The 25309-nt window shown below is 62.5% G+C and carries 15 protein-coding genes; 4 read left to right on the forward strand and 11 right to left on the reverse strand.

The window, feature by feature from the left end; translation table 11 throughout:
• Positions 1 to 185: 185 nt before the first annotated feature.
• Together ACLFLU_RS22385 and ACLFLU_RS22390 are read right to left on the reverse strand one after the other, a co-directional pair.
• Complete coding sequence (locus ACLFLU_RS22385) at positions 186 to 377, reverse strand: hypothetical protein (RefSeq protein ID WP_426407042.1); 192 nt, start codon at positions 375 to 377, stop codon at positions 186 to 188.
• A 521-nt stretch (positions 378 to 898) separates the two neighbouring features.
• Positions 899 to 10870 carry an Ig-like domain-containing protein gene (locus ACLFLU_RS22390; RefSeq protein WP_426407043.1) on the reverse strand — a complete coding sequence of 3324 codons (9972 nt, stop codon included), beginning with the start codon at positions 10868 to 10870 and terminating at the stop codon, positions 899 to 901.
• Between the two features lie 346 nt (positions 10871 to 11216).
• Here ACLFLU_RS22390 and ACLFLU_RS22395 point away from each other — a divergent pair, with 346 nt between their 5' ends.
• Entirely contained in the window at positions 11217 to 12350 is a 1134-nt protein-coding gene (locus ACLFLU_RS22395; protein ID WP_426407044.1) for a helix-turn-helix transcriptional regulator, read from the forward strand.
• 10 nt (positions 12351 to 12360) lie between these two features.
• On the opposite strand, the gene ACLFLU_RS22400 is transcribed toward ACLFLU_RS22395, so the two are convergent.
• From ACLFLU_RS22400 to ACLFLU_RS22430, 7 genes are all read right to left on the reverse strand, one after another.
• On the reverse strand, positions 12361 to 12819 hold the full coding sequence (locus tag ACLFLU_RS22400; RefSeq protein WP_426407045.1) for a hypothetical protein: 459 nt from the start codon (positions 12817 to 12819) through the stop codon (positions 12361 to 12363).
• Positions 12803 to 13720 (reverse strand): DUF2950 domain-containing protein, encoded by a 918-nt coding sequence (locus ACLFLU_RS22405; protein WP_426407046.1) that lies wholly within the window; start codon positions 13718 to 13720, stop codon positions 12803 to 12805. Before ACLFLU_RS22405 ends, ACLFLU_RS22400 begins: the two co-directional genes overlap by 17 nt.
• Positions 13717 to 15435, reverse strand: a complete 1719-nt coding sequence (locus ACLFLU_RS22410) for a DUF3300 domain-containing protein (RefSeq protein ID WP_426407047.1) — start codon at positions 15433 to 15435, stop codon at positions 13717 to 13719. Before ACLFLU_RS22410 ends, ACLFLU_RS22405 begins: the two co-directional genes overlap by 4 nt.
• A gap of 128 nt (positions 15436 to 15563) precedes the next feature.
• On the reverse strand, positions 15564 to 17459 hold the full coding sequence (locus ACLFLU_RS22415) for a sensor histidine kinase (RefSeq protein WP_426407048.1): 1896 nt from the start codon (positions 17457 to 17459) through the stop codon (positions 15564 to 15566).
• 96 nt (positions 17460 to 17555) lie between these two features.
• Positions 17556 to 17969, reverse strand: a complete 414-nt coding sequence (locus ACLFLU_RS22420; RefSeq protein ID WP_426407049.1) for a hypothetical protein — start codon at positions 17967 to 17969, stop codon at positions 17556 to 17558.
• 23 nt (positions 17970 to 17992) lie between these two features.
• Positions 17993 to 19225, reverse strand: coding sequence for an HlyD family secretion protein (locus ACLFLU_RS22425; RefSeq protein ID WP_426407050.1), 1233 nt, complete (start codon positions 19223 to 19225; stop codon positions 17993 to 17995).
• The gene (locus ACLFLU_RS22430; RefSeq protein WP_426414044.1) at positions 19218 to 19655 is read right to left on the reverse strand and encodes a hypothetical protein; all 438 of its coding nucleotides are present in this window, start codon (positions 19653 to 19655) and stop codon (positions 19218 to 19220) included. Before ACLFLU_RS22430 ends, ACLFLU_RS22425 begins: the two co-directional genes overlap by 8 nt.
• Before the next feature lie 183 nt (positions 19656 to 19838).
• Here ACLFLU_RS22430 and ACLFLU_RS22435 point away from each other — a divergent pair, with 183 nt between their 5' ends.
• Complete coding sequence (locus tag ACLFLU_RS22435) at positions 19839 to 20294, forward strand: hypothetical protein (protein ID WP_426407051.1); 456 nt, start codon at positions 19839 to 19841, stop codon at positions 20292 to 20294.
• Between the two features lie 25 nt (positions 20295 to 20319).
• On the forward strand, positions 20320 to 21120 hold the full coding sequence (gene ppk2 / locus ACLFLU_RS22440; RefSeq protein ID WP_426407052.1) for a polyphosphate kinase 2: 801 nt from the start codon (positions 20320 to 20322) through the stop codon (positions 21118 to 21120).
• Between the two features lie 71 nt (positions 21121 to 21191).
• Here ppk2 and ACLFLU_RS22445 read toward each other — a convergent pair whose 3' ends face one another.
• The gene (locus ACLFLU_RS22445) at positions 21192 to 21626 is read right to left on the reverse strand and encodes a hypothetical protein (RefSeq protein WP_426407053.1); all 435 of its coding nucleotides are present in this window, start codon (positions 21624 to 21626) and stop codon (positions 21192 to 21194) included.
• A gap of 57 nt (positions 21627 to 21683) precedes the next feature.
• Positions 21684 to 23303, reverse strand: a complete 1620-nt coding sequence (gene aspD, locus ACLFLU_RS22450) for an aspartate 4-decarboxylase (protein WP_426407054.1) — start codon at positions 23301 to 23303, stop codon at positions 21684 to 21686.
• A gap of 309 nt (positions 23304 to 23612) precedes the next feature.
• Between aspD and aspT the strand changes: the two genes are divergently transcribed.
• Entirely contained in the window at positions 23613 to 25304 is a 1692-nt protein-coding gene (gene aspT, locus ACLFLU_RS22455; protein WP_426407055.1) for an aspartate-alanine antiporter, read from the forward strand.
• Positions 25305 to 25309 lie beyond the last annotated feature (5 nt).

A 25309-nucleotide genomic window follows, 5' to 3' on the forward strand; every position in this document is an offset into this window, starting at 1 on the left:
GACTGGGAGCGAACGTCTCCGTCGTTCTCGCCAATTGAGAATGATTTGAATCATCCGACCGCAGGCGAAGGCCGTCAAGCCGCCGGTCGGCCCCCTGGCGCAAGCGACCGCGCGCCCCCGATGCTGGACCGGAGGCGCACGGCGACACAGTTTTGAGATGCCTGACCGATCGGTCCTCTTGGACGTCAGGCTTTGGCTGCGGCCGCCTCACGGGCCAGCCGCTCTGCCCTCAGCCGCTCCCGATTCTGATAGAACGCCTTCTGCGCGGCCTCATGGTCGCGCATGGCCTTCTCCGCCTCGATGCGGCGCGCCGCATCGCGCGCCTGGCGCTGTTCGGGGGTCAGGGGCTTGCGTCGGAAGGAAAGATCTTCTGTCATGGCGAGATAACGCCGCGGTGAGGAAAAGGTTCCGCGAGTGGTTCCGGCCCCCGGGCTGCGTATCGCCCGCCAAAACATCGAAAACAACCCCATGCACAGTAGCCCGCGCATGTCGAATCAACGACTTACGCGCCTGTCTTGCGCATCCCCGCAAAAAGCTGTTTGACCCGTCGGGCAAAACAGTGGCACAATGCTATTATTCCGAAATCTAGCGGCCATGACACGTTCACCATTTAACGACAATGGGTAGAACAGCGGATTTCGGTAGTTATACGGAGTCCATTTTCGGAACGGGGTGTTCTACTGTAAGAACACCGGCAAGATTTGAGTACCGACCAATTTCAAGTTGTCCGGGATGGCCGCAGTGGGGGCTGGAACCACCCTGCGGCCTTTCCCGTTTGCCGCTTTCTGCGCGGCCTTGGTCCGTTCCAGACAAACCGTCCCCCGCGCCGAACTGTCGAAGTGCCGTTGCAGATCACTCCGACAGTCATGTTACGCCGCTCGTGTCGTGGCCCGCCCGATTAGAGCACGTGGTAGTCGTGTCCTGGCAAAAGTTTGGCGTCAGCAAAAGCGGTATCGAGGATCTGACCTGAAGGCGGAGCCAACGCATCGACATGCATGTTGAGAACCTGGCTCAGGGACGCGCCGGTGTTGTCGTGCGTATCTCCGATCCAGGCACTCGACACAACGCTGGAGGCGACGAATTTGAAGCCACCACCCTCGGCGACCGGACCGGTGTTGGTCGATCCAGGTGTCGTGCTGCCCGCGACAGGCGGATCGTAAACGATCGTCCCGTTGTGGCCGTCGCTGACAAAGCTGAAGTTGGCTTGATTGTACGTCCCGATGAAGTGAATCGCACCCGAATTCGTGCCATCGGAGATATTGAGCACGTTGTTGACGGCATCGTAGCTTTCCGAAAGCGAGTTGTAGTTGATGTCTTTCAGATCGATCTGATCGGATCCACCAAGCGTACCATCGCCGGTGAACCCTGAGATGAAGGCCTGTAGACTCGCCGCGTGATCGACAACCAGTGAAGCGGTAGAGCCGCTTGTCGCCGTGAACAGGATGGTCTGCGAGGACGCCGCACCGTTCGACAGGTCGAGGGCGGCACCGGCGTTGATGTGTGCGGATCCAGAACCGGTCAGTTGCTGATCGATCTGGAGCGCACCGCCAGCCGCCGTGACGGTCCCGTCGTTGACGAGGGCCGATGTGATCTCGCCGGTGCCGACCAGAGATCCATCGCCACCGATATGGATGGTATTCGCGATGGTCGCCGCACTTGATCCGACGTCGACGGCACCGCCATTGCTCAGCGTTAGCACGGCCGACGGCCCGCCGATCGAGATGTAGGAGGCGGTGACCACGGAGCCCGCGCCATCAACGGTGAGACTGCCCGTGCTTCCTGACAGCTCCGCCAGGATCAGCGAACCGGCGGTCAGACTGCCTCCATTCTCCACGAGGGCGGTGGCTGCGCCGCTGTTGCCGATCGTCAAGGTCCCACCGACATGCAGGCTGGCATCGTCCACGGTCAGCGCGTCGGTCACGCCCGCGTCATGGTTGACGGCGAGCGTCATGTTGGTGGTCGTGACGATCGCGTGGTCAGAGATCGTCATGGTGGCGGTGCCATCGCTACCGACCTGAATGTTCTGATAGGTGCCCGAGGTGGTATCGAGGCTGGTGCCGGCGCCCGATATGGTCAAGCTACCCGAGCTTCCCGCAAGCGAGGCAATGTTGACGAAATCTGCCGTGATCGTGGCGCCGCCCGACAGCGTCAGATGACCGGCGCCGCCGTAGCCCACGTTGACGCCGTCCGTGTCCCCCTGGATCGCCAGATGCGAGCCCGCACCATCGATGGTGAGGCTGCCGTCCCCGCCGGCCTGTTGGCCGAGACCGACATAACCGGCGCTGATGCTGCCGCCGTTTTCCACTGTAGCATGTGCCGTTCCGGCATCGCCGATCGTGAGACCCTGAATAAGCGTCAGGGTGGCGTTGTTGATGTCGAGCGTGTCGACGATACCCGCGACTTGGTTGACGCCAACGTCCACGTACGTGGTCGCCACAGTGGCGTGATCAGCGATGCTCAGCGCGGCCTGCCCAGAGAAACCGATCAGGATATTTGGGGTCTGGCCTGACGTGGCATTTAGGTTCGTTCCCAGGCCGGTCACGGTGACCGTTCCGTGACTGCCCAGCTGATTTCCGATGGTGAGATAATTAGTCGTGAGTGCCGCCCCGGCCGAAAGATTCAAGCTGCCGGAGCCCGAAAAGCCGACATTCATTCCATTGGCCGTTCCCATCGTGATGGTCGAACCCGCACCCGCCGCATTGATCGTGCCCTCGTCATCGATGTAGCCAGTCTGCCAGACGCCGCCGGCGTTGTTGTTGAACGTGGTAGTGGCGCCAATGCCCCCGCCCCCGGTGTTGACGCCACCAAGGATGGTGCCGCTGTTGTTGATGGTCATCTGGCTGCCGCCAGTCTCAAATATCGCGCCCGCTGAAGCCGAAGAGCCGATGGTTCCGGAATTGCCGAGCGTCACGGTCCCGACTGCATTTTCGCCAATGCTGATTGCGGAGCCCGTGCCTTGGGTCGTCACGGTGCCGGTGTTGGTAATTGTCGTCGATCCCGTCGATCCGCTGGCTGTCTGGTTCACGTTGATGCCGGCAAAGCTTGTGCCGGTTACCGTGCTGTTGTTGGTGATCGAGATGTTGCCGACGTGATTGCCGCCGGCGAAGATGCCGGTGGCGGAATTGATCACGCCGTTGTTGGTGATGGTAACCGTGCCGCCGGTCGTGCCAATGCCGAGATTCGCATTTGCGGAGATGCCGGATCCTCCGGCGTTGATCGAACCGTCATTGGTGACGCTGACATTGCCCCCGTTGAGCGCGTTGGCCTGGATACCATTGCCGGGTGCCGTGATCGCGGACGCTGTGCCGGTCGATACCGTCACATTGCCCTTGCCCCAGTTGTAGGCATTGATACCAACGCCCTTGGCCGCCGTGATCTGGGCGTTGCTCTGCACGGTGACGTTGCCAAGCACAGCGTTCGTTGCCGTTCCGGTGCCGCTGGGCGCATAGCCGGCCGACACGGCACCGGGGGTTGCTGAGCCGCTCGCGGTATTGTTGGTTCCGGAATGAATGATGTCATTGCCGAGCACCACCATGACGTTCCCGGTGGCAGGCTCCGACGTCGCCTGGCTCTGGGCGTTAACGCCAATGGCACCGCCGTAGATCGTGTCGCCGTCGCCGGTCTGGATGTTGATGTCGCCAACGCCGGTGGTCGAGGCCTGAATGCCGATGTACGTGTTCGCATGGACAGCGACGTTCGCGCCGACATTGATCGCGACGCTACCGCTGCCCTTGCTGTTGGCAAAAGCCCCCAGCCCATATTGATCGGCGGTCACCGAGGTATTGCCCGCCTCATTCAGCGTCACATTGCCGTTGCCGTAATTGTAACCATTGACGCCATAACCAGCCGCGGCCGTGATGTTGGCGTTGTTGTTGATGACGACAGTGCCGTTGATGTTGGTGTTGGCCGTGCCGTTGACGCCGTAGTAGCCAGCGGCGATGCCTTGCGGCTGTGAACCGCTGGGATTGAGCGTCGTACCGGAGTTGATGACGGCGTTGTTGGTGACCGTCACCGAGCTGTTGGCGCTCGCAGCAAGGACGGTGTCGAAATTGACGGCGCTGATGCCAGCGCCGCCCGAGTTGATGGTGCTGCCGGCATCAGTGAGGACGGAGACGTTGCCGGTGCCGTAAGTCGCGGCTCGAACGCCGAACTGCACGGTCGAATTGATCGGTCCCCCAGCTTCGACCGACACGTTGCCGTTGCCGTCATTGATCGCAACGATCGCGTGCTGGTTGCCGGTGACGCCGCCTGTCGCTGTCACCGAGACGTTGCCGCCATTGGACGCATCAAGGTTCTGTGCTTCGAGACCGATCGATCCGCTGCCCGTGCCGGTCACGTTCCCCGTCGAGATCACCTGGATATTGCCGATACCACTTGCACTGTGCTGGGCGAGGATGCCCGTGCCGGCCTGGCCGACGATCGGACCCGACGTGGAGACGGAGATGTCCCCGGTGCCGTTCTGGGTCACCACGATGCCATTGGCCGCGCCGGTGATGGCACCACCGGGCGCCACCGAGATCTCGGCCATGTTGGCCGCAATTCCGCCCGTCGCCGTGAAGTCGATGCCGTCACCAACGGCAGCGGTGACAGCTCCCCAGCCGTTGATCGTGAAGTTGCCGCCGGTTGAAGAGGCCGCCGCGATGGTCCCGCTGATGGCGGTACCGCCTGTCCCAGAATTGAGGCCGAGCGTGCCGCCGTTGCCAGTGAAGGTCACCGTCTGCGCGGTCGCCCCGTCCAGAACCAGGGTCGCGCCGGAATCGACCAGGACGGATCCTGCCCCGCTGAGGCCGCCGCCGATCTCGAGGGAGCCGGAAGCAACCTCGAGCGTGCCCGTGTTGGTCACGGACCCATTGATCATGTTGGTCCCGGAGAGATTGTCGATGTGCCCGCTGTTGTTCACGACGAGGCCGTTGGCGCCGTTGATGTTGGCGCCGGTCGACAGGTTGATGGTGCCCGCGTTGTTGATAGTGTTGCTCTCAACGACGCCGGTGGTCGAAGCCGTGCCGAAGCCGCTCCAGGTCCCGACCGCCCAGACGCCGCCGGCCTGGTTGTTGAACGTGCCATTGCCGACATTGATGTTGCCGGTAATCGTGCCGGTGTTGGTCAGCGTGATGTCGCCGCCCCCCTCGTACAGAGCCTGACCGGTGGCATTGGAGCCGATGATGCCGGTGTTGTTGATCGTGACGGTGCCGGTCTTGTTCTCGCTGATGCCAATCGCAGGGCTGGTGCTGACGAGGCTCGTGACGGTGCCCGAGTTGGTGATGCTGACGGAGCCGGTTGCACCGGCAGCTGTCAGGTTGGCGCCAATGCCTGAGAAGGTCGTGCCGGTCGCAGTCCCCTGGTTGGTGATCGAGACGTTCGCGGAGCCGCTGGTCGAGGCGAAAATGCCGTTGGTTCCGGTCGTCGCTCCGGCGTTAGTGATCGTGATATCGCCGCTGGAGGCGTTGCCACCGATTCCGGCAAACTGAGTGGCTGTGACCGTCCCGTTGTTGGTGATTGAGATGGCACCGACATGATTGCCACCTGTGGCGATACCCGTGGTTCCGGCGCTGATCGTGCCGTTGTTGACGACGGTCACCGTGCCGCCAATGGTGCCGAGGCCCATGCTCGAATTGGCGGAGATGCCGGCTCCTCCGGCATTGATCGAACCGCCATTGGTGACGCTGACATTGCCGCCATTCAAGGCATTTGTCTGGATGCCGTTGCCCGCCGCATGGATCGTGGAATCGGGGCCAGTCGACACCGTGACGTTGCCCTTGCCCCAGTTATAAGCGTTGATGCCGACGCCCTTGTCAGCGGTGACCTGGGCATCGCTCTGCACGGTGACATTGCCAAGCACGGCGTTCGTTGCCGTTTGCGCTCCGTTCGGCGCGTAGCCGACCGACACGGCACCGGGGGTTGCTGAGCCGCTCGGCGTATTGAGTGTACCGGAATGGATGGTGTCTTTGCCCAGCACCACATTGATGTTGCTTGTGGCAGGCTCTGAAGTCGCCTGGCTCTGGGCGTTGACGCCAATGCTGCCGCCGTAGATCGTATCGCCGTCGCCGGTTTGGACGCTGATATTGCCGACGCCGCTGACATAGGCCTGGACGCCGAAGAAAGTGGTTGCGCTGACCGCGACATTTGCTCCGACATTGATCGCAACATTGCCCGAGCCCTTGCTCAGGGCATAGGCGGCAAGACCGTACTGGGCGCCCGACACGGCGGTGTTCGCTGCTTCGTTCAGGGTCACGTCGCCGTTGCCCCAATTGTAAGCGTCGACGCCGTAACCAGCAGCAGCCGTGATGTTGGCGTTGTTGTTGACGAGAACCGTGCCGTTGATGGCGGTGTTCGACGTGCCGTTGGCGCCGTAGTAGCCGGCGGCGATGCCCTGCGGCACCGAGCCGCTCGGATTGAGCGTCGTGCCGGAGTTGATGACCGCATTGTTGGTGACCGTCACCGAGCTGTTGGCGGATGCGGCAAGCACGGTGTCGAAATTGACGGCGCTGATGCCCGCGCCGCCTGAATTGATGGTGCTGCCGGCATCGGTGAGGACGGAAACGTTGCCGGTCCCATAAGCCGCGGCTCGAACGCCGAACTGCACGGTCGAGGCAATCGCGCCGCCGGCTTCGACCGATACATTGCCGCTACCCGCCGTCGAAGCAACAATGGCGTGCTGGTTGCCGGTCACGCCGCCGGTCGCCGCGACCGACACGTTGCCGCCGTTGGACGCATCAAGGTTCTGTGCTTCGAGACCGACCGATCCGCTGCCCGTGCCGGTGACGCTGCCTGTCGTGTTGACGACGATGTTGCCCACGCCGCCTGAAGTTTCCTGGGCCAGCAGCCCTATACCCGACTGATTGGTGACGGCGACCGCCGAGACGACGCCGATGTCACCGGTGGCATTCTGAACAACGCTGATGCCGCTCGCCGGCGGCGAGCTGAAGCCGGTCAGCGTCACCGCGCTGGAACCGGCGACCGGCGTGAAGGCGTGGCCTGCGGCATTGGTGTTGACGGCAAGCTGGGATGAGATCGGCCCATCGCTCAACGCACTGAGGCTCGCAGTATAGGTGCTCTGCCCGCCGTTCACGTTGACGGAGACCGAGTTCTGACCGTCGGTGAAGGTAACAACGCCCGTATCGGTCGGCTGAAGTCCGCTGATCGTGAAATTCAGCAGCGCCGAACCTGCAGCATTGACTTGCGTGTTGGTGACGGCCAACGCCAGTGCGGCTTGCTCACCAGCGGAATGATCGATCGCATAACTTGTAGCGGTATGTGTGCTCTGATCCTGCAGCGCTGCGCCGCTCAGATCTTTGACGGTGGTGCCGGCGAAATTGAGCGACAGCGTGCCGTTGCCAGAACCCGGATTGATCTCGACCAGATATTGCGCGCCGGCGCTCCCCGCGACGGCCGTGACGCTCGTGATGCTCGCGCCGGTGAGCCCGTTGATGGCGAGCGAAAAGTCGCTTGCGGTCACACCCTGGACCGAGTTGGAGAAGGTCAGCAGGTAATGGACCGCGTTCAAGGCGGTGGGCGACGCGTCCGTTGGCGTCAGGCTGACGAAGTTGGGCGCCGCCGGAGCAAGACTAGCGGTCGACACCTGGCTGACGGCGCCCTGGACGGCGGTTGAGAGGGCTGTGCTCGTGTTGTTGGCGACAGCGGTCGAGAGATCGCCACTATGCGTACCCGCTTCTAGATCGGTGGACGCGCTGCCCTGCGCCACGATCGAGGTCGCGCTGACATTGGCCAGGAGATTCGCAGTCGTGCCACCCGCGGACGCCTGAACGGCCTGATCGGTCGCCGTGTTCACAGAAGTGACGACATTCGCGATGTCACTCGTCTGAGTGCCGGTCAGCGTGGCACCTGCGCTGGCCAGCGTGCTCGTGACTACGGCATTGACGACGCTGGAATTGCTGAGGTCCAGACCACCCGTCGACACGATCTGGGCGGCGAGTGCCGAAAAAGCGCCTGTTGCCGCCGATGTAAAATTCGACGCACCGGTGCCCGCGACGGCCGATGCCACCATCGAAACGGTATTGAGCACCTTGGCGGCCGCCACAAAGGGCTGGGCGTCGCCGGTGTAGGCGTTCGTCAAGATGTCAGTCTTGGTCAGATCGATGGTCGGGTCGATGCCAAGCGCCGCGGCAACGGCCTGGGAGGCGGCCGTGACGTCACCACCATTGGCGACCGCGACCGATTGCACGAGGGTCGTGAGCGCGGTGACCTGGGTCGATCCCGTGGGTGCGGTCAGCACGCCCGTGAACTGCTGCCCGGTCGCGGTGTCGGTGCCACCTGTCAAGACCAGAGGCCCCGACGTCGTACCCGGCCCCAGGACGAAATGACCGCTCGCGTCCGTGATACCGGACGCCTCTCCGGCATCGAGCTTGCCGTTACCGTTGGTGTCGGCAAAAACCGTCGCACCCGAGATGTAACCGTCGGTAGCGAGGCCAGCGACCTGGGTGATGGTCACGACGCTATGGCTGGCGATATCCGTGCTGTTGCCGGCGGTATCGGTCGCCGTCGCGTGCAGCTGGTCGTACGACCCCACGCTCAGGACCGTATGGAGAGTCCACGTGCCGTTCGCAACGTTCGCCGTACCGAGCAGCGTCGAGCCGTTGAACACCTGAACCTGGGCAACCGCGATGTTGTCCGAGACCGTGCCCGACAGCGTCGCGCCGCCGTCGTTTGACATCGTCCCCGTCGAATCCGGGCTATCCAGCTTGACCTGACCGAAGCTGATGACGGGAGGCGTATTATCGACCGTTACCGTGGCGAGGTCGGTGGTCGTGGTGTGGTTGCCGGCGTTGTCAGTGACGATCGCATAGAATGTGTGCGCACCGCCCGAGAGATTAGAGGCCGTGACGGCCCAGGCGCCGTCGCTGCCGAGCGCTGCGTCACCGACCTTCTGGCCTGTCGCATGGTCGTAGACGGCTACCGACGCAACGCCATTCAGATCGGTCGCATTGACCTTGATGATATCGGTCGTGAGCTGCGTCGGGCCCGAGACGGATTCCGACTCCGAGATGACCGTTGGAGCGGTGGTGTCGACCGTCACGGTGGTGAGATCAGCGGTCTTGGTCTGATTGCCGGCGTTATCGGTGACGACCGCGTAGTATTTGTAGGTGCCGTCGGCAAGACCCGTGGCGGTGTAAGTCCAGACGCCGCCGCCGAGCATTGCGTCGCCGACCTTCTGGTGCGTTACGTCGTTGTAAATCGCAACAGACTGGACGCCGTTGGCGTCGCTGGCATTGACGGTGATGACCTCCGCCGTGGACTGAGTCAGTCCGGGATTCGACTCTGACTGCGAGTTCACCGTCGGGGCCGTCGTGTCGATCAGCACATATTGGCTGGTGGTGGCGCTCGCCCTGGTGCCCGCAATATCTGTCGCCGTGACGGAAAGCTGGTTGTAATTGCCATCCGCAAGTGCGGTGGTCAGCGTCCAGGTATGGTCGGGATTGATCGTTGCCGACCCGATCAGCCCACCAGCATTGTAGACATTAACCTTCGACACGGCGAGCGTGTCGGTCAGCGTTCCCGACAGCGTCACGGTGCTGTTGTCGGTCAGATGATCGCCTTGAACGCCGGTATCGATGAAGGTCACCTTGTCGAAGGTGACGGAAAGCGGTGATGCAATCGTCAGCTGGATGTGTGCCGCGGGTGAGGACGCAGTCTGGCCCAGCGTATTGGTTGCCGTCACGGTGAGGCTGGCTGTGGTTGCAGCGCCGGCCGTCAGTGTCAGGTTCGTCAATTGCGCCGGCGTGAGCGTCCAGCTGCCGTTTGCATTCTTCGTGCCGGCCGAAAGGCTGGCGTCCGTTGGCACGCCGCTGATGGTGATGGACACGGTGTCCCGTAGGTCGAACGGCGTCTCGGTGATGCCAAGCGCGATGGTCCCGCCGGTCGCAACGTTCAGCGTTGCCGGCGTGTGGAGCGTCGGCGCAACCGGAGTGACGGACAGCGCAACGACCTTGCTCACCGAATGGCCCGTCGTTGGATCGGTTGCGGTCACGACGAGATTTGCCGCGGTCACCTCGCCCGCCTTCAGCGTCAAGCCGGCAAGCTGGGCCTGGGTCAGCGTCGCCGTGCCGTTGACGACCTGGATGGCCCCGGCCGTGTCCGTCAGCGTGGCGTCCGCGGGAATCCCGGAGATCGTGTAAACGAGTGCCGGAGCGGCCGTGAAGGCAAAGTCCTTGGCAGTGAGACTCGACAGTTTGACGTTGTTCAGAACGATGCTGTCGCTGGCATCAGCGGTGATGACGGTGTTGCTGCCGACCTGCTTGGCGGCGGCCATCACGGCCGCGAAATTGGCAAACTGCGCGCTGTTGAGCTGAATCTTGTCATTCGACACGTTGAAGTCGAAGATATTCTCCTGGCCCCATCCAAAGCCTGACGTCACAGCCGCGATTGCCAGCGCAATCGTGCCGTCCTCACTCACCGAAAGGCTTTGCGGGGCTGTGAGCGTCACCTGCCCGTCGCCGGGCAACACGAACGTATCCTTGCCGGTGCCGACCGTAACCGTGTCGCTCGCGCCGAGATTGATCGTATCGTTGCCATTGCCGGCGATGATAATGCTGTTCGCGCCGGCGCTCAGCGTATCATTGCCGTTTCCGACGGCGATCGCGCTATTGGCGCCGACCGCGACCGTGTCGCTGCCGTTCCCCGCAATGACGATGCTGCTGGACCCTGCGGTCAGCGTGTCGTTGCCGTTGCCGGCGGTGATGGCGCTGCCCGCGCCGACCGTGATCGTGTCGTTGCCGTTGCCCGCCACAACGATGCTGGTGGATCCGGCGGCCAGGGTGTCATTGCCATTGCCTGCGACAATGAGGCTGTTGTTGCCATCCACGACCGTGGTATTGGTGTTACCAATAAATGAAATCATGCCGTCGTTAGACATATTGGCCTCCCCCTGAAATAATTTAGTGGCCGCGAGCGGCCGCCGGGCGGCGGCATCGCGGCCCGTTATTGAGCCGAACGGCGTGGGTCAAAACAGACTCGCGAAAAAGCTATCGCCGAAATGAGCTGCAACACTCCACCCAAACGGGTCAGTTTTGCAAAAATTTCCGGTTAATTCTAATCCTTAAGGTTTCCAACGATCGCCGCGCGCAGCATTTCACGCGCTGCGGGGCAACAAATCCCGATTTTTTTGAAGGCCCTCCTCTAGAGGGGCTTGCCTCGTCCCCGCGGTCCTGCTCAATTTTCCCGATTGATAATGCATTTGCTTATCTGGGAGGGGGCTGGAAGTGAGCGCGGTACGTCCCGCGGAATTCGCCTCGATCGTCGACCGGTTCCTCGAAGCGGCGCTTCTGCCCGATCTATTGCCGAAAGCCCTTCATGGGCTGTCGCAGGCGTGCGGCGCGCATGGCGCTGCGATTCACCTCTCAGAAGGCCTTCTGACCCTGGGCACAGTCGGCTCGGAAGGCATCGATGAGTTGCACGATGGCTTCAGACGGAAATGGCAGGCACCGGAGCTCAACTCGCACCGTGCCCGCGGACTAGACCTGATCTTCAGAGGATGGAAGGGCGTACTGACTGAACAGGACTGCTTTACCCCGGAAGAACTCCGGCACGATTTTTTTCATCAGGATTTTTTCATGCGCACAGGATTTTCATCGTTCGCAGGCGTCATCCTAGCAAAGGAAGGCGTGTCCAAGCTATCGACCTCCATCATCCGCCGCGCCGACCAGGACCCCTATAGCCGCGAGGAGATCGAGGACATCAACTCGCTCGCAGGCCAGCTGCAAAATATCGGCCACCTCATGGTCCAATTGGGGCTGGTCGCATCGCAAAGGTTGGCGGATGCACTCGCCCTCAACGGGCAGCCAATAGCTCTGCTTGGGTATGACGGCACGGTCATGCATGCGAGCCCCAGTTTCGAGCAAACTGTCCGGGGCGTGCTCGCCATCAAGGATCGTCGCATGACCTCCTGGCATCCGGACTCCAACCGAATGCTCGGACGAGCGGTCGGATCTGCGACCAGGCGGGATACGGATCTCGCGGAGCCCTGCCAGCCGATTGTCCTGCCAAAACGGAATTCGGCGCGCCCCCTGATCGCGACCATCGTCCCGGTCGTCGGCAACGCGCGCGACCTGTTTCACATGGTCGCTGCCGTGATCTCGGTCGTGGATCTCGACGCCGAAGCACCCCGCCCGAACATCGTCGCCTTGCAACAGGCCTTCGGTTTCAGCCCCGCCGAAGCCAAGCTCGCTGCCGACATTGCGCTCGGCAAAACACTGGTCGAGTGCGCTGCCAAGAGTGGCGTCTCGAAAGAAACACTGCGAAGCCGGCTCAAGTCCATCTTCGGCAAGACCGCGACATCACGACAGTCTGAACTCGCGTTGCTCCTGTCGCGAATACCGATAGGGAAGTCCGGGTAGAATCACCAGCTCACCTCAGCGAAATCGTGACCTGACTGATATTGGCTGCAAGCTCGAGCCCAGCTTTCGGGCCCTGAAGCACGATGGTGACGCCCTTCTCATTGCGGAGATGAGCGCCGTTGACGCCGCCGACCAGCGCAAAGCCGCCGCCGACGGAGCTGTAGGTGCCGGCGAAGTCCCCGACCTCGCGGATATCAGAGGCCCAGCCCTCGAGACCGCCCACCGTGGCGCCAACCGTGATGCCGAAGCTCAGGCCGGTGATTTTGAAGGGATAGGTCTTGCCGCGATAGACCAGCGTACCGCTGCCGCCGCCGCCGCCCACCAGGAGGCCGGCCTTGACGATCTTGACCCGGACATGACCGGCCGCCTGCGCGAAAGACGGTGTCGCGGGTGCGCCGAGCCCGAGTGCCAGCAGGAGGACCGCAATCAGACGAAACACGCGCGCCTGCCGTTCAGGGTTTTGCGGCATCGACCTTCTTCCAGGTCTCATCAGGATCGAACAGCGTGGTGCGCTCGGCGATGACCGCGGTGCGCTTGCCGAGATCCTTCTGGTAGACCGTACCGGCGTGATTGACGAGGAAGGTCATCACCCCGGAATTGCCGTATTCGGCGGGCCAGGCGATCAGGCCAAAGCCGCCGATCATCTTGCCCTTGACGACATAGTTGAGCGCGCCGCCCGGCGCATCGCGGCCCTGTCCTTTGAGGATGTGGAAATAGTAACCGTGATAGGGCGCAGGCCCGACATCACCCGCGCGATAGCCTTCTTGGGAGGCCTCGGCCGCCAGCGCGCCGAGCGGGCTCGGATCGCTGTCGTCGCGCCAGAACAGGCCGTCCTTCTTGCCTGGCGACGACACGATGCGCTGGGCGTAGACACCTGCGCCCTCGCCGCGGTCCTTGTCGGCATATTCGTTCTGCGCGTCGACATAGGCCAATGCGGTCTGGATCGCGTCGAGCTCGTTGCGACCGATGCGGCGGCGAAGCACCTCGATCCGTCCCTCGTCGGTGTCGAACGCCCAGCCGGCTTTGGTGTTGACCAGCGGAATCGGGAACGGAAAATCATCCGGCCCCAGTATCAGGGTCGCGGTCTTGTTGCCCTCCGCCTTGATGCCATGCTTGACGTCGTACATCGACGAGAAGCGCGCGCGGATGTCGTTGTCGGCGACCTCGTCTCCGGAGGAGACGATGTCCTCGGCGGCCCTGCCGAGCACTTTCAGGATGTCTTTCGGGCCGCTTTTGACCGCGGCGGCGAGTGCGGAGGCTGCGTCCTCCGGCGACTTGTAGGATTCCTGCGCGAGCGACGGCGAGCCCAACAATGCGAGCGCCACCATGCCGGGCAGGATCGTACGGTGGAACGATATCAGACCGGTCATGGCGTTACCTCCGCCGGGATCTTTGCGCCGCTGGCGACCCAGTTGCGGTAGGTGCGGAATGTCAGTCCGAGCTTGTCGTAGTAGACGCGCAGATATCCGTCGCTGCCGCGGGTCACCGCGTCGGGCATCACCTGCTCGACCTCCTGTGCCATCACGCCGACATAGGCCTTGTCGCTGCCGATGTAGCTGAAGCGGTAATAGCCGAGGCCGTTGGCGAGATGACCCAGCAGTACGATGTCGTGCTTCAGCGCGATGTCGGAGCGCCGGCCACCGCCGCCGCCTCCACGACCCCCGCCACCTCCGAAGCCGCCGCCTCCCCCTCGCGCCGCCATTGCGCCACCGCCACCACGACCGGCCATGCTCGGACCACCACCGCTGCCGCGCGGCATGCTCGCCATGCTGGCGCGTCCGCGCGCCGACGCTGCAGCCGCGGACCGGCCGGAGGAGACGTTCATCGCGCCGCCGCGATTGCCGCCACCGCCACGGTTAGCGGCAGCGCCACCGCCACGGTTCGCAGCCTTTGCGCGGTCGCCGCCACCTTTGGCGCGATCACCACCGCCCTTGGCGCGGTCACCGGCGCCAGCACGATCACCGCCACCGGGCCGATCCCGCGTCCCTGCGCTGGGACGATCGCCTGCGCCGGCACGATCTCCACGATTGCCAGCACGATCACCCGCTCCGCCGCGATCACCCGCGCGATCGCCTGCACGGTCTCCTGCACGGTCTCCTGGCCCGCCCTGATTGGGACGCAGCACCTGGTTGCCGTCGCGGCCGCGGAAATCCATTCGGTCCGAGGCGCCCGTTCTCACGTTGTTGTTGCCGAAGCGCTGCTGAACGTTGGTGTTATTGTAACGCACGCCCTGCCGATGCGCCGGATTGTGTTGCCAGCCGCCACCATTGATGTTGGTCGTACGATGATTGACGTAGACGTTGCGGTTGCCCCAGTTGCACCCGCCGCCCCAGTAATTGCCCCAACGCCCGATCGCCCAGGCCGTGCCGAAGGCGATCCCGGCAGCAACCACGCCCGCGCCGATATAGGACGGGTAGCCCCAATAATACGGCGGATATTCTGCATAGGGCCAGGTGCCGTAGACGGTGGCCGGATCGTAATAGGGCACGTACATCGTTGAAGGATCGGCCTGCTGGATCACGATCGCCTGCTTGCCTTCCTGAGTCTGGACGCTGACCTTCTGCTGCTTGGTGGTGACGAGCTTCTTGTTGTCATAGGCCTTGTTGCGCAGGCGCTGGATCGCATCCATCACGTCGGGCTGCTGGGCGAGAAAGGCATCGCCGAGCTTCTGGGTCCATTCGAGCTTGTCGCTCATCATGGTCAGGACATCGGCTGTGCTGGCAAGCGCCTTGATACTGTCGTCCCAGCCCTGCTTGTCGACCTCGGTCTTCAGTGCATCGCCCTTCAGGCTCTTGCGCTCTTTCAAGAAGCGGTCGGCCTGCACCACCTCGAGCGGATAGGTCGAGGCAGCCAGCACATTGGCGAGGAGTTCGTCGGGATAAAGCGCGATCGGCGCAACCAGCGCCTCGAGCTGCTCGGGCTTCAGGAGCTCTGCGGCTGGTGCCGGCGGAGCCGCAGGCTGCGCCTGCGTGCTCGGAGCGGCCGGCGTCGTCGGGGCCGCCGGCGTGGTGGCCTGGGCCATCGCAGCGGCTGGCACGGCCACCACCAACGCAAGCGCCATCAGGATCTTGCCGCAGCGAAACATTGCAACCTCCACAAAGCTTTCCGTCCGCGAAGATCGGGCCGATAGGCAGGCGTTTGTTGATCGAGATCAACGAAAGACAGCTCTGCCGGATTGTTGCGGCGCGAGAGCGGCGTGATATGCCCCGGCCGCTACCCGATAATCGGAAGCCTGACCGTGAACAGCGCCCCGCCCGCTGGCAGAGTCTCTGCGGTCATGGTGCCGTGATGTGCCTCGACGATGGTCTTTGCGATCGCAAGCCCCATCCCCATGCCCTGCGGCTTGGTCGTAAAGAAAGGATTGAAGACGTTCGCGAGATCGCCAGCAGCAATGCCAGGACCGGTGTCGGTGATCCTGATTTCGGCCTGGTTGCCGGCGCGAACCGTCGCCACACTCACCTCGCGCTTCTTCATGTCCGCATCGGAGATCGCGTCCATCGCATTGATGATGAGGTTGAGGATGACCTGCTGGATCTGGACGGGATCGCCTTTGATCGGCAAAGCGGTGACGGCAGGCACATAGCTCAGCGCAATACGGCGTCCATGGGCAACGGCTGCCGCCAGCCCGATCGCCTCCCACATCATGTTGTTGAGCTCGAGGTTCCTTATCTCGAATGGCGTCTTCCTCAACACGCTGCGCAGGCGACGGATCACCTCGCTCGCGCGATGATTGTCCCGCCTGATGTCGGCGAGGATCGACCGGATCTCGTTGATGTCGGGCGATGTACTCTTGAGCATGAGCTCGGCCGTCTCGGTGTTGGTCAGGATCGAGCCCAGCGGCTGATTGAGCTCATGCGCGATCGACGTCGTCAGCTCGCCGACGGCCGAATAGCGATTGGCGTGTGCAAGCTCGGCAAGGCGCTGGCGCGATTCGACCTCGGCGACCCGCCTGCGATTGCGCTCATGGAGCAATCCGCTGATCAGGCCGGTCTGCACCAGGATGATGGCGGCGATCAGCATCATCTGCCAGCGATAGCGCTCCCAGACACTTGGCTCGCGAAACAGGATTTCGCTGTTTGGAGGCAGCTTGCTTTCGCTGATGCCCCAGCGCTGCAATTCGCGCCAATCGTATTTCGGTGCCCCGAATTCGATTGGGTCGTATTTGATAGCAGTCGGCTTCTCGCCCCCGAGGATACGCATTACCGCATCGACGGTCTTGCGGCTCGTCTCCGCCGTCAGCTGCATTGGGCCACCGACGGTGTTGCCGCCGAAGAAGGGGTCCTGGTAGGAAAAAATCGGGGCGTTGGCGACGGCGTGAAGGCTGCGCAAGGCGATGTCGCCTTCATAGATGATACCGGCGGCGTCAACCGTCATCAGGCCCCAGAACAACACCGTATGCGGCGGAAGTTTCGCTGCTCGCTTGAGGATCTCCTCGAAAGGCAGGTCAGCATACCAAACGAGGTCGACGCGATCCCCCAGCGGCTTCAGCTCCTGCTTCACCTCCTCGATCCAGAACTTCTCCAGCGGCGATGCACCGATCACCATGACGACGTTTTTGGTGTCCGGCAGGACGCGGAGGATGTTGTCGAACACAGTCATGAAATCGAGACGAGCCGACACAACGACGTCGCTGTCGGTAAGGTCCAAGCGATTCACCAGCCGCTCCTCGACCACGGTCAGCACGGTCGGTGTAGCGGGGAAAAGTCTTCCCCGGTATCGCTGCACGAAGCGCGCTGCCGGCGCGCCGATGCTCAGCACGATATCGGGCGGTGCCCCCTGGTAAAGTGACTCCAGATATTCGACGAACGGCGCTTCCGGGCCAGGATTGTTGAAGCGCGCTGTCAGCAGCGTGTGCTCCTGGATATCGAGTGGCCAGAGCGACCGCCGCTCGAGCTCGGCCTTGATGCTCCGCGCATATTCGCTCCACGGCCGAAACTCGCGGCCGAAGGAATGCAGGATCAGCACGCGCTTGAGCTCGCCGCGCGCGTTGCGCTCGACCGCACCCGCTGGGCCGGAGAAAATGCAGGCGATCAGCAACAGGCCGAGGCCCAACCACGCGGCCAAAACTGGCCGCGAACAGCCCGACGCCATGGATCTCCGCCAGCTCATCCGCCTCCTCTGACGGCATTCTCCGGCCGCCCCGGCCCCAATCCTAGCGGGAACGGCGTCATTTCGACAGACCCGGGAGGCCGCGGCGGTGCGCGACTATTTCGGGGAACAGCGGTGATAGCGGATTTCCATGTCGTCCATGCCCGGGAACAGCCGCACAAGGCTATCGGCATCGAGTTCCTTGAGGCTGAACTGGACATTGGACAGCATGATGTCGGTCGCGCAGGCCGCGACCAGATTGACGTACGGTCCGCTGTCCTTCCTGGCCTTGATCCGGCAGTGCGCGAACTTGCCGACGATCTCGTCGCCGTTGATGATGAAGCCGCCGCCATAGACGTCCGACATGTCGGTGAAGCCGAGCTGACTGCCTTGGCGCACGAACACTTTTGGACAATTGTCGGCATCGCTGACCCAGGCGCCGTTGAGATCGAGCGCATTGGCGCTGCCGAACGATGCGAGCAGTGAAGTGAGCAACATCGCACCGAGTGGGGCTCGTTTCCGTGATGTCATGTCGACATTCCCCTCCGCGCGCCTCAATGACCGCTCAGCACCAGTGTCTGGATCGGCAGCAGCAGCGCCTGGATGCGCAGCAGCAGCGCATGGACCAGGCCGACGCCGTCGACGACGTGCAGCGCGATCTTCCGGCTGGTCGGCGTGTCCTTGGCCGAAATCTCCTCGTGATTGCTGGTATAGGCGTTGACGATGCAGCTCGAGCCCGGCGTCACGCCATCGAGGCCACCTTTGTAGAGCGGCTCCAGGAACACCAGGATCGTTCCGGGCCGCACGGCGTTCTGCGCCTCGATCAACTGCTCGCCGGCTCGGAACTGTCCGGCCGCGATGTAATCCTGCACCGTCGTGATCACCATCGGGATGATCACCCATGGCTTCGAGATGCAGGTCGCCTCCGCCACCATGCCGGTCTGCATCACCTGGGCCTCGATCTGACCGAAACCGGCCTGAAGGACCGATCGGCCGGCCTCCTCCGGAATCAGGACTCCAGCCGGCCGCATGATCTGGGCGACGAGGTCGCCTGGGCGAACCAGGAATTGCTCCACCCGGCCATCGACGCCGGCGCGGACAAAGGTCTTGTCGAGTTCAACCTGGGCCTGGTCGCGCTCGGCCTCCGCGCTGGCCTTTTGCGCCGGCAGCGAGGTCGAGACCTGCAAAGCCGCCGACTGACGTGCCGCCGTTGCCGCGTCGATGCCGGACTGGCGTTGATCGACCAGCACCTGGAGCTTGTCGATGTCGCGCTGCGCGACGATGCCGGGGTTGCGGCGCTGCAGCTCGGCCTTGACGTCGAGCTCGTCCTTGGCCTGTTGATAATTCGCCTTCGCTTCGCCGATCTGGGCATCGGCCTTCACGACCTCGGCCTGGGCCGTCTGCAAATTGGCATCGACCTCGGCGACCTTGCGTTTGGCGGTCTCGAGTGCTGCCCGCTGCTTCGATGAGTCGAGCGTGAACAGAACGTCGCCCTTCTTTACCGCCTCGCTGAAGCCGACCTTGACCTCGGCCACGCGCCCCGAGCCTTCGGGAAGGATCGGAATAGTGCGGAAATAGAGCGTCGCGTTCGATGTCGACGGGTGGAAATAGAAGATCATGGTGATCAGCGACACCGTCAGCATCAGGCAGCCGGTGATGCCCCAGCGCAGCTCGTACCAGACGGAGAAGAAGGTGATCTCCTTGCCGAAGCGCTTGCCCTGGACGTAGCGGCGGTAGAGATAGTCGGGCAGAATCGTCAGCAGCGAGCAGAACATCAGCTCAAACATGGCTGTGCTCCTTCTCCTTGGCGGGTCCCGGTTTGTCCGTTGGAGGCGGCGTGTCGCCGCCTCCGGGCAGCGGACTGGTCTCCATGGCCGCGTCGCCGCCTTCGGGCGTCGCATCCGCGATTTTCTCCACGGAATCGGCGATGCTGCGCAGCGGTCCGCCGAAATCGGGAATGTCGATCAAGGCCAGCAGCAGGCCTGCAATCCAGAAGATGTGCATGTGCGTGAACAGCGAGATCAGGCCGAGCACCGCGACGAACTCGAATTGCAGTTTCTGCGATTTGTGCGCCATCCGCTCCGGCAGGCTGTGCAGTTTCCAATAGAGCGTGCCGACCCAGAGCACGACGCCGATGAGGAAGATTCCCATCACCACCATCAGCGGATCGATCCCGCTTCCGGGGGCGAGATAGAACGGCAGATGATGCGGCGCCATCGGATGTAGCTGATCGTTCAATGGTCTCTCCCGGTCAGGATCGCTGTGTCAGCGCAGGACATCTCCGGCACAGTGGGCAGGCGGGTCTTGCCGTTGCTTGATTTGAATCAAGAAAATGCCCCCTGCCGGACATAGCCTTTCGCCAAACAGAGAACTGCAATCAGCCATTGAGGAGCCGCAGCCATGCCCGGGCTTGACGAACTCATTCCCAAGGCCTCGCAGATCCGCAAAGAGGCCGCCCTCAAGGAAGCCGAGAAGGCCGAAGAATACGTTCGGCTCGCCACAGCCGCCGAAGCGGAAAAGCGCGCGCTGATCGAGCGCCTGAGCAAACCTTCCGGCAAGAGCGAGGAAGAGAAGATCAAGCTCGCCGCGACGATTATCCAGCGTGCCGTGCGAAACGGCCTGACCGAGGTGCTGGTCTATCGCTTCCCCAATTCGCTCTGCACCGACAAGGGCCGCGCCATCAACCAGATGGAAAAGGGCTGGGAGACTACGCTGACCGGGATTCCCAAGGAGATCTTCCAGCTCTGGACCGACTATTTGAAGCCACGCGGCTATCGCATCGCCTACCAGGTCATCGATTTCCCTGGCGGCATTCCCGGCGATATCGGCGTGACCATTTCATGGGACCACGACTAACGACAGTCGCAGCGAAAGGACAGGCATGGCCAAGGACGAGCCCGCGGAGAAAATGAAGCGCAAGGCCTATGAGACGGAGCTTGAAAAGCTCCAGGTCGAGCTGTGCCACCTCCAGGAATGGGTCAGGGCCCAGAAACTAAAGGTGATCATCATCTTCGAGGGCCGCGACGCCGCCGGCAAGGGCGGGACCATCAAGGCCTTGACTGAAAAGGTCAGCCCGCGCGTGTTCCGGGTCTGCGCCCTGCCCGCGCCCTCCGATCGGCAAAAATCCCAGCTGTTCCTGCAGCGCTATATCGAGCAGTTCCCCGCCGGCGGCGAAATCGTGATCTTCGATCGCAGCTGGTACAACCGCGCCGGTGTCGAGTACGTCATGGGCTTCTGCTCACCAGTCGAGCACAAGCGTTTCCTGGAACTGTGTCCGCTCGTCGAGAAATTCGCTGTCGAAGCCGGCATCGTCCTGATCAAGCTGTGGCTCGAAGTCGGGATGGAGGAGCAGGAGCTTCGCTTCAAGGCGCGGATCGAGGATCCGCTGCGGCAATGGAAGCTGAGCCCGATGGACACCGAGTCGTTCGGCCGTTGGTACGATTACTCCCGCGCACGCGACATGATGTTCGAGGCGACCGACACCAAGCATGCGCCGTGGCGGCTGATCCGCTCCGACGACAAGCGGCGCGCACGGCTCAACGTCATCTCGCATATCCTGCAGACGATCCCCTACAAGAAGATCAAGCGCGAGAAGGTCAAGCTGCCGCCACGCTCCCACAAGGGGCGCTACAACGACCAGGCCAGCCTGCGCGGGCTGAAGTTCGTTGAGGAGCGATATTGAGAGGCGTGATGTTGAAACGCAAAACGGGCTGCGGTGACGCAGCCCGTTTGCTGTGAGCCCTATTCCCGGGCCTATTTCAGGCGGATCGTGACGCCGCCAACCGCAGCCGACACTTCCGCGCCGACTTTCGGTCCGCTGAGCTGAAGGATCACGCCATTGCCGTTCTGCAACTGCACGGCGCCGGCACCTGCGGCAACCGCACCACCCGCTCCGCCTGCCGCGTAGGATCCTTCGATCGACTGCGGGCCCCTCAGGTTGAGCGCGCGGCCAACCAGCTTGGTGGTCGAGGCGCCAATCGTGAATCCGACGCTCATGCCGGAGACGGTGAAGGGATATTTCTTGCCATGAAGAAGCAGAACCCCCTCCCCGCCGCCGACGCCAACAATGAAGCCGCCCTTGGTGAAGACGACGGCAACCTGGCCGGTGTCGGCACGCGAGGGCGTGCTGAAACCGGCGACAGTTACGAGCGAGGCGATCAGGGCAGCGTAGATGGCGGTCTGTTTCATCGTTCTATTCCCCCTTTGATAATGATGGTGAAGCGCTCCAGATTGACCGACTCTCCGCTACTTCGTGCCGCCCTTGGACGCCTCGTAAGCGTCCCGATAACCTCGCGCGATGGCGCGCACGCCTCGCCCGATGTCGTCGTAAACATCGTCGGGGAGGTTTGCCAGCGACACCCGAAGCGACCATTCGGGCGCGTCGAAACCGCCGCCATTCAGCAACACGATGCCATGGGCCTCGGCCAGCCGAAACGCGAGATCGAGCGGATGAATATTCTTCTTCAGGTAGTCGACAGCCTGGTCGCCAATGTTCTTCCGCGCCCAGAACTCGAAATCGATCAGGCCATAATACGCATCGTAATTGGGATTGGGCGTAAGCTTGTCGGCAAGACCGAGGCCGTCAAGCAGCGACCACAGCCGCTTGTTGACGATTTCCATGCAGGCGGCCTGATAGGCCTTCTTTTTATCGAGCATCTCCGAAAGGGAGAACAGGCTCATCATGACCTGCTGCGGCAGTGACAGGCCTGCCGTGTGATTGAGCGCGACGTCCCGGCTATCGGCGACAATGCGGTCGATCATCTTGAGCTTGCGTGGCTCCAGCGTCAGCGGCCCGTAGCGCTTGTCGAGGGCCTTCACGGCGGCATCGGGCAGTTTGGCGATCATCTTGTCGAAGATGTTGTCCTCGTGAATGGCGATCGCGCCGAGCCGCCAGCCGGTGCAGCCGAAATACTTCGAATAGGAATACACGCCGATCGTATTGTGCGGCAGCTCGCCGAGCAGCGATCGGAAACCGTGCACGAAGGTGCCATAGACGTCGTCGGTCAGGAGCATCAGGTCGGGACGTTTGGTCTTGACCAGGTTGGTAAGCTTGGCGATCGTCTCCGGGCTCACCCCCATGCCCGACGGGTTGGCGGGATTGACGATGAAGAACGCCTTGATCTTCGGGTCTTCCAGCTTCTTGATTTCGTCGTCAGTGAACTGGAATTGGTTTTCCTGGGGCGCCTTGATCTGGACGACCTTGAGGTCATAGTCCTCCAGATGCGTCATCTCGATGTATGGCGTGAAGATCGGCGTTCCCAGCGCAATGGTGTCGCCCGGTAGCAGCAGGCGGTTGGCCTTCAGAGACTTGAAGATGTAGCACATCGCGGCAGTCCCACCCTCGACCGCGTAGATGTCGAACTTTCCCGACGGTCGCGGCGCACCGCAGACCGCCCACATCAGATATTCGTGCACGATCCTTTCATTGTGCACCAGCATGCGGTCCGGCACGGGATAATTGTCACCGATGATCGAATCGACGAGCTCGTGGACGAAGGCGTCGGGTTCGAAGCCGAACGTCTTGACCGCATAGGGCAGCATCTCCGTCAGGAAGCTCGCACCGGGCATATCAGCGTGTTTCGCAAGCCAACCCTCAAATCGTCCGGCGATACCTTTTGCCTGGGGCATGCCCCCGATCCCAGCCGGATGCTCCATCACCCGCTTGCTCTCGGTGATGGCGAACTGTCCCAGCAGGAAGAAGCCTTCACGCGGCGTGGTCGCGATCCAGTTCGGGTTGCCCCGGCCGGCGTTCAGGAACGCGCTCTGGGTCCGCTTCGAGTTGGCCTTCGCCAGGTTGATCAGTTCGTCCTTGATCTCGAACGGGCTCAATGCCTCGAATTTCTTCAGAGTTGAGAGGTCGGCCATGTGAAACTCCCGAGCTGTGCAACCTGCTAAGGCGGGGCGGACAGGCTTCATCACCTGCGCGATCACCGCAGCATGGTCGGTGGCCGACGACGACCCTTGATCTATCTCAACGGTTCGACCGCGACGAACGACGCCGAAGCGCTGCAACGCAGCGAATGATGCGACCGCGACGATGTCGGGCCGCAAGGCGGCGCGTACGGTTGACATAGATCAACATCAGCAGATGAGCCGTCGCCTGTTGTTGGCTGACTCGACTTGAGCCCTTCGCCGGCTCTTCAGCGCTTTCGCACAGCATGAACGGGGGACGTGATGATCAATTGGTTCTTCCAGACACTCAAGAGCTATCCGGAAATCGCGATCTTCCTCTCGCTCGCTTTCGGCTACTATTTCGGCTCCTTCACCTACAAGGGCCTTGGTCTCGGCGCGGTGACGGCAACGCTGATCGCAGCCGTCATTATCGGTCAGATCGGGATTACCATCACGGGTCCGCTCAAGCCGACCTTCTTCCTGATGTTCCTCTTCGCGATCGGGTACGGGGTCGGACCGCAATTCGTACGCGGCATCGCGCATGATGGCGTCCCGCAAGCGATCTTTGCCGCGGTCGTCTGCGTGTTCTGCCTCGCGGCCGCCTATCTCGGCGCCAAGATCGCCGGCTACGACGTTGGATCTGCCGTAGGGCTCTATGCCGGCTCGCAGACCATCTCGGCGTCCATGGGTCTTGCGACCGACGCGATCAACCGTCTCGGCCTGCCTGCGGAGGAAGCGAAGAAGCTGCTCGACGGGATGCCGGTCGCTTACGCGGTCACCTACATCTTTGGCACGGTCGGGTCTGCGATTGTCCTGGCTCTGCTGGGGCCGGCCCTGCTCGGCATCGACCTGGAGGCGGCCTGCAAGAACTATGAAGAGCAGCACGGGGGCAAGAAGCAGTCGGGCGGGCCGGGAACGGCCTGGCACCAGTTCGATGTGCGCGCTTTCCGCGTTAACGAGCGGGGTCCGGTGGTTGGGAAGACCGTGCAGCAGGCAGAGGCACTGATACCCGAGCATCGCGTGTTCATCCTGCGGATCAGGCAGGACGGTCAGATCATCGATGCCACCGCTGACGCCGTCATTCACGCAGGCGCTGTCGTCGCCGTGGCAGGCCGGCGCGAAGTTCTCGTCAGTCTGATCGGCGAGCAGGCGCAGGAAGTCGATGATCGCGAATTGCTGTCGATGCCGATCGAAGGCGTCGATGTCTACGTCACCAGCAAGGATGCCGACGGGAAAACGCTGGAGGAACTGTCGCACATGGCAGGCGCGCGCGGCGTGTTCCTGCGCAAGATCACCCGGGGCGCGATCGCGGTCGATATCCCGATCATGCCCAACACGAAGCTCAATCGCGGCGACATCGTCACCATCGTGGGACGCACGCCGGACGTAAGCGCCGCGACAAAGATGCTCGGCCGCCCGGACCGCGCGACCGATGTCGCGGACGTCGCCTTCATCGGTGCAGCCATCGCGATCGGCGCGTTGATCGGCGCGGTCGTCTACAAGGTTGGCAGCGTGCCGTTGACGCTGTCTACCTCCGGCGGAGCCTTGATCTCGGGCCTGTTTTTCGGCTGGTTGCGATCGGTCCGCCCTACCTTCGGACGCATTCCGTCGCCAACCGTATGGTTCATGAACTCGGTCGGTCTGAACATTTTCATTGCCGTCGTCGGGATATCATCGGGACCGGGCTTCGTCGCAGGACTTCAGCAGCTTGGTTTCAGCCTGTTCCTTTGGGGCGTCGCGGTCACGACCGTACCGCTGATCCTCGCGATGTATGTCGGCAAGTATGTATTTCGTTTTCACGACGCTATCCTGCTCGGATGCTGTTCAGGGGCGAGAACCACGACAGCTTCCCTGGGCATGATCAATGACCGTGCCAAGAGTCAGATTCCGGGGCTGGGATACACCGTGACATACGCGGTCGGAAACACGCTGCTGACAATCTGGGGAATGGTTCTTGTCATGCTGATGACATAGCAAGG

The sequence above is a fragment of the Bradyrhizobium ganzhouense genome, assembly GCF_049949285.1.
Taxonomy (GTDB): Bacteria; Pseudomonadota; Alphaproteobacteria; order Rhizobiales; family Xanthobacteraceae; genus Bradyrhizobium; species Bradyrhizobium ganzhouense.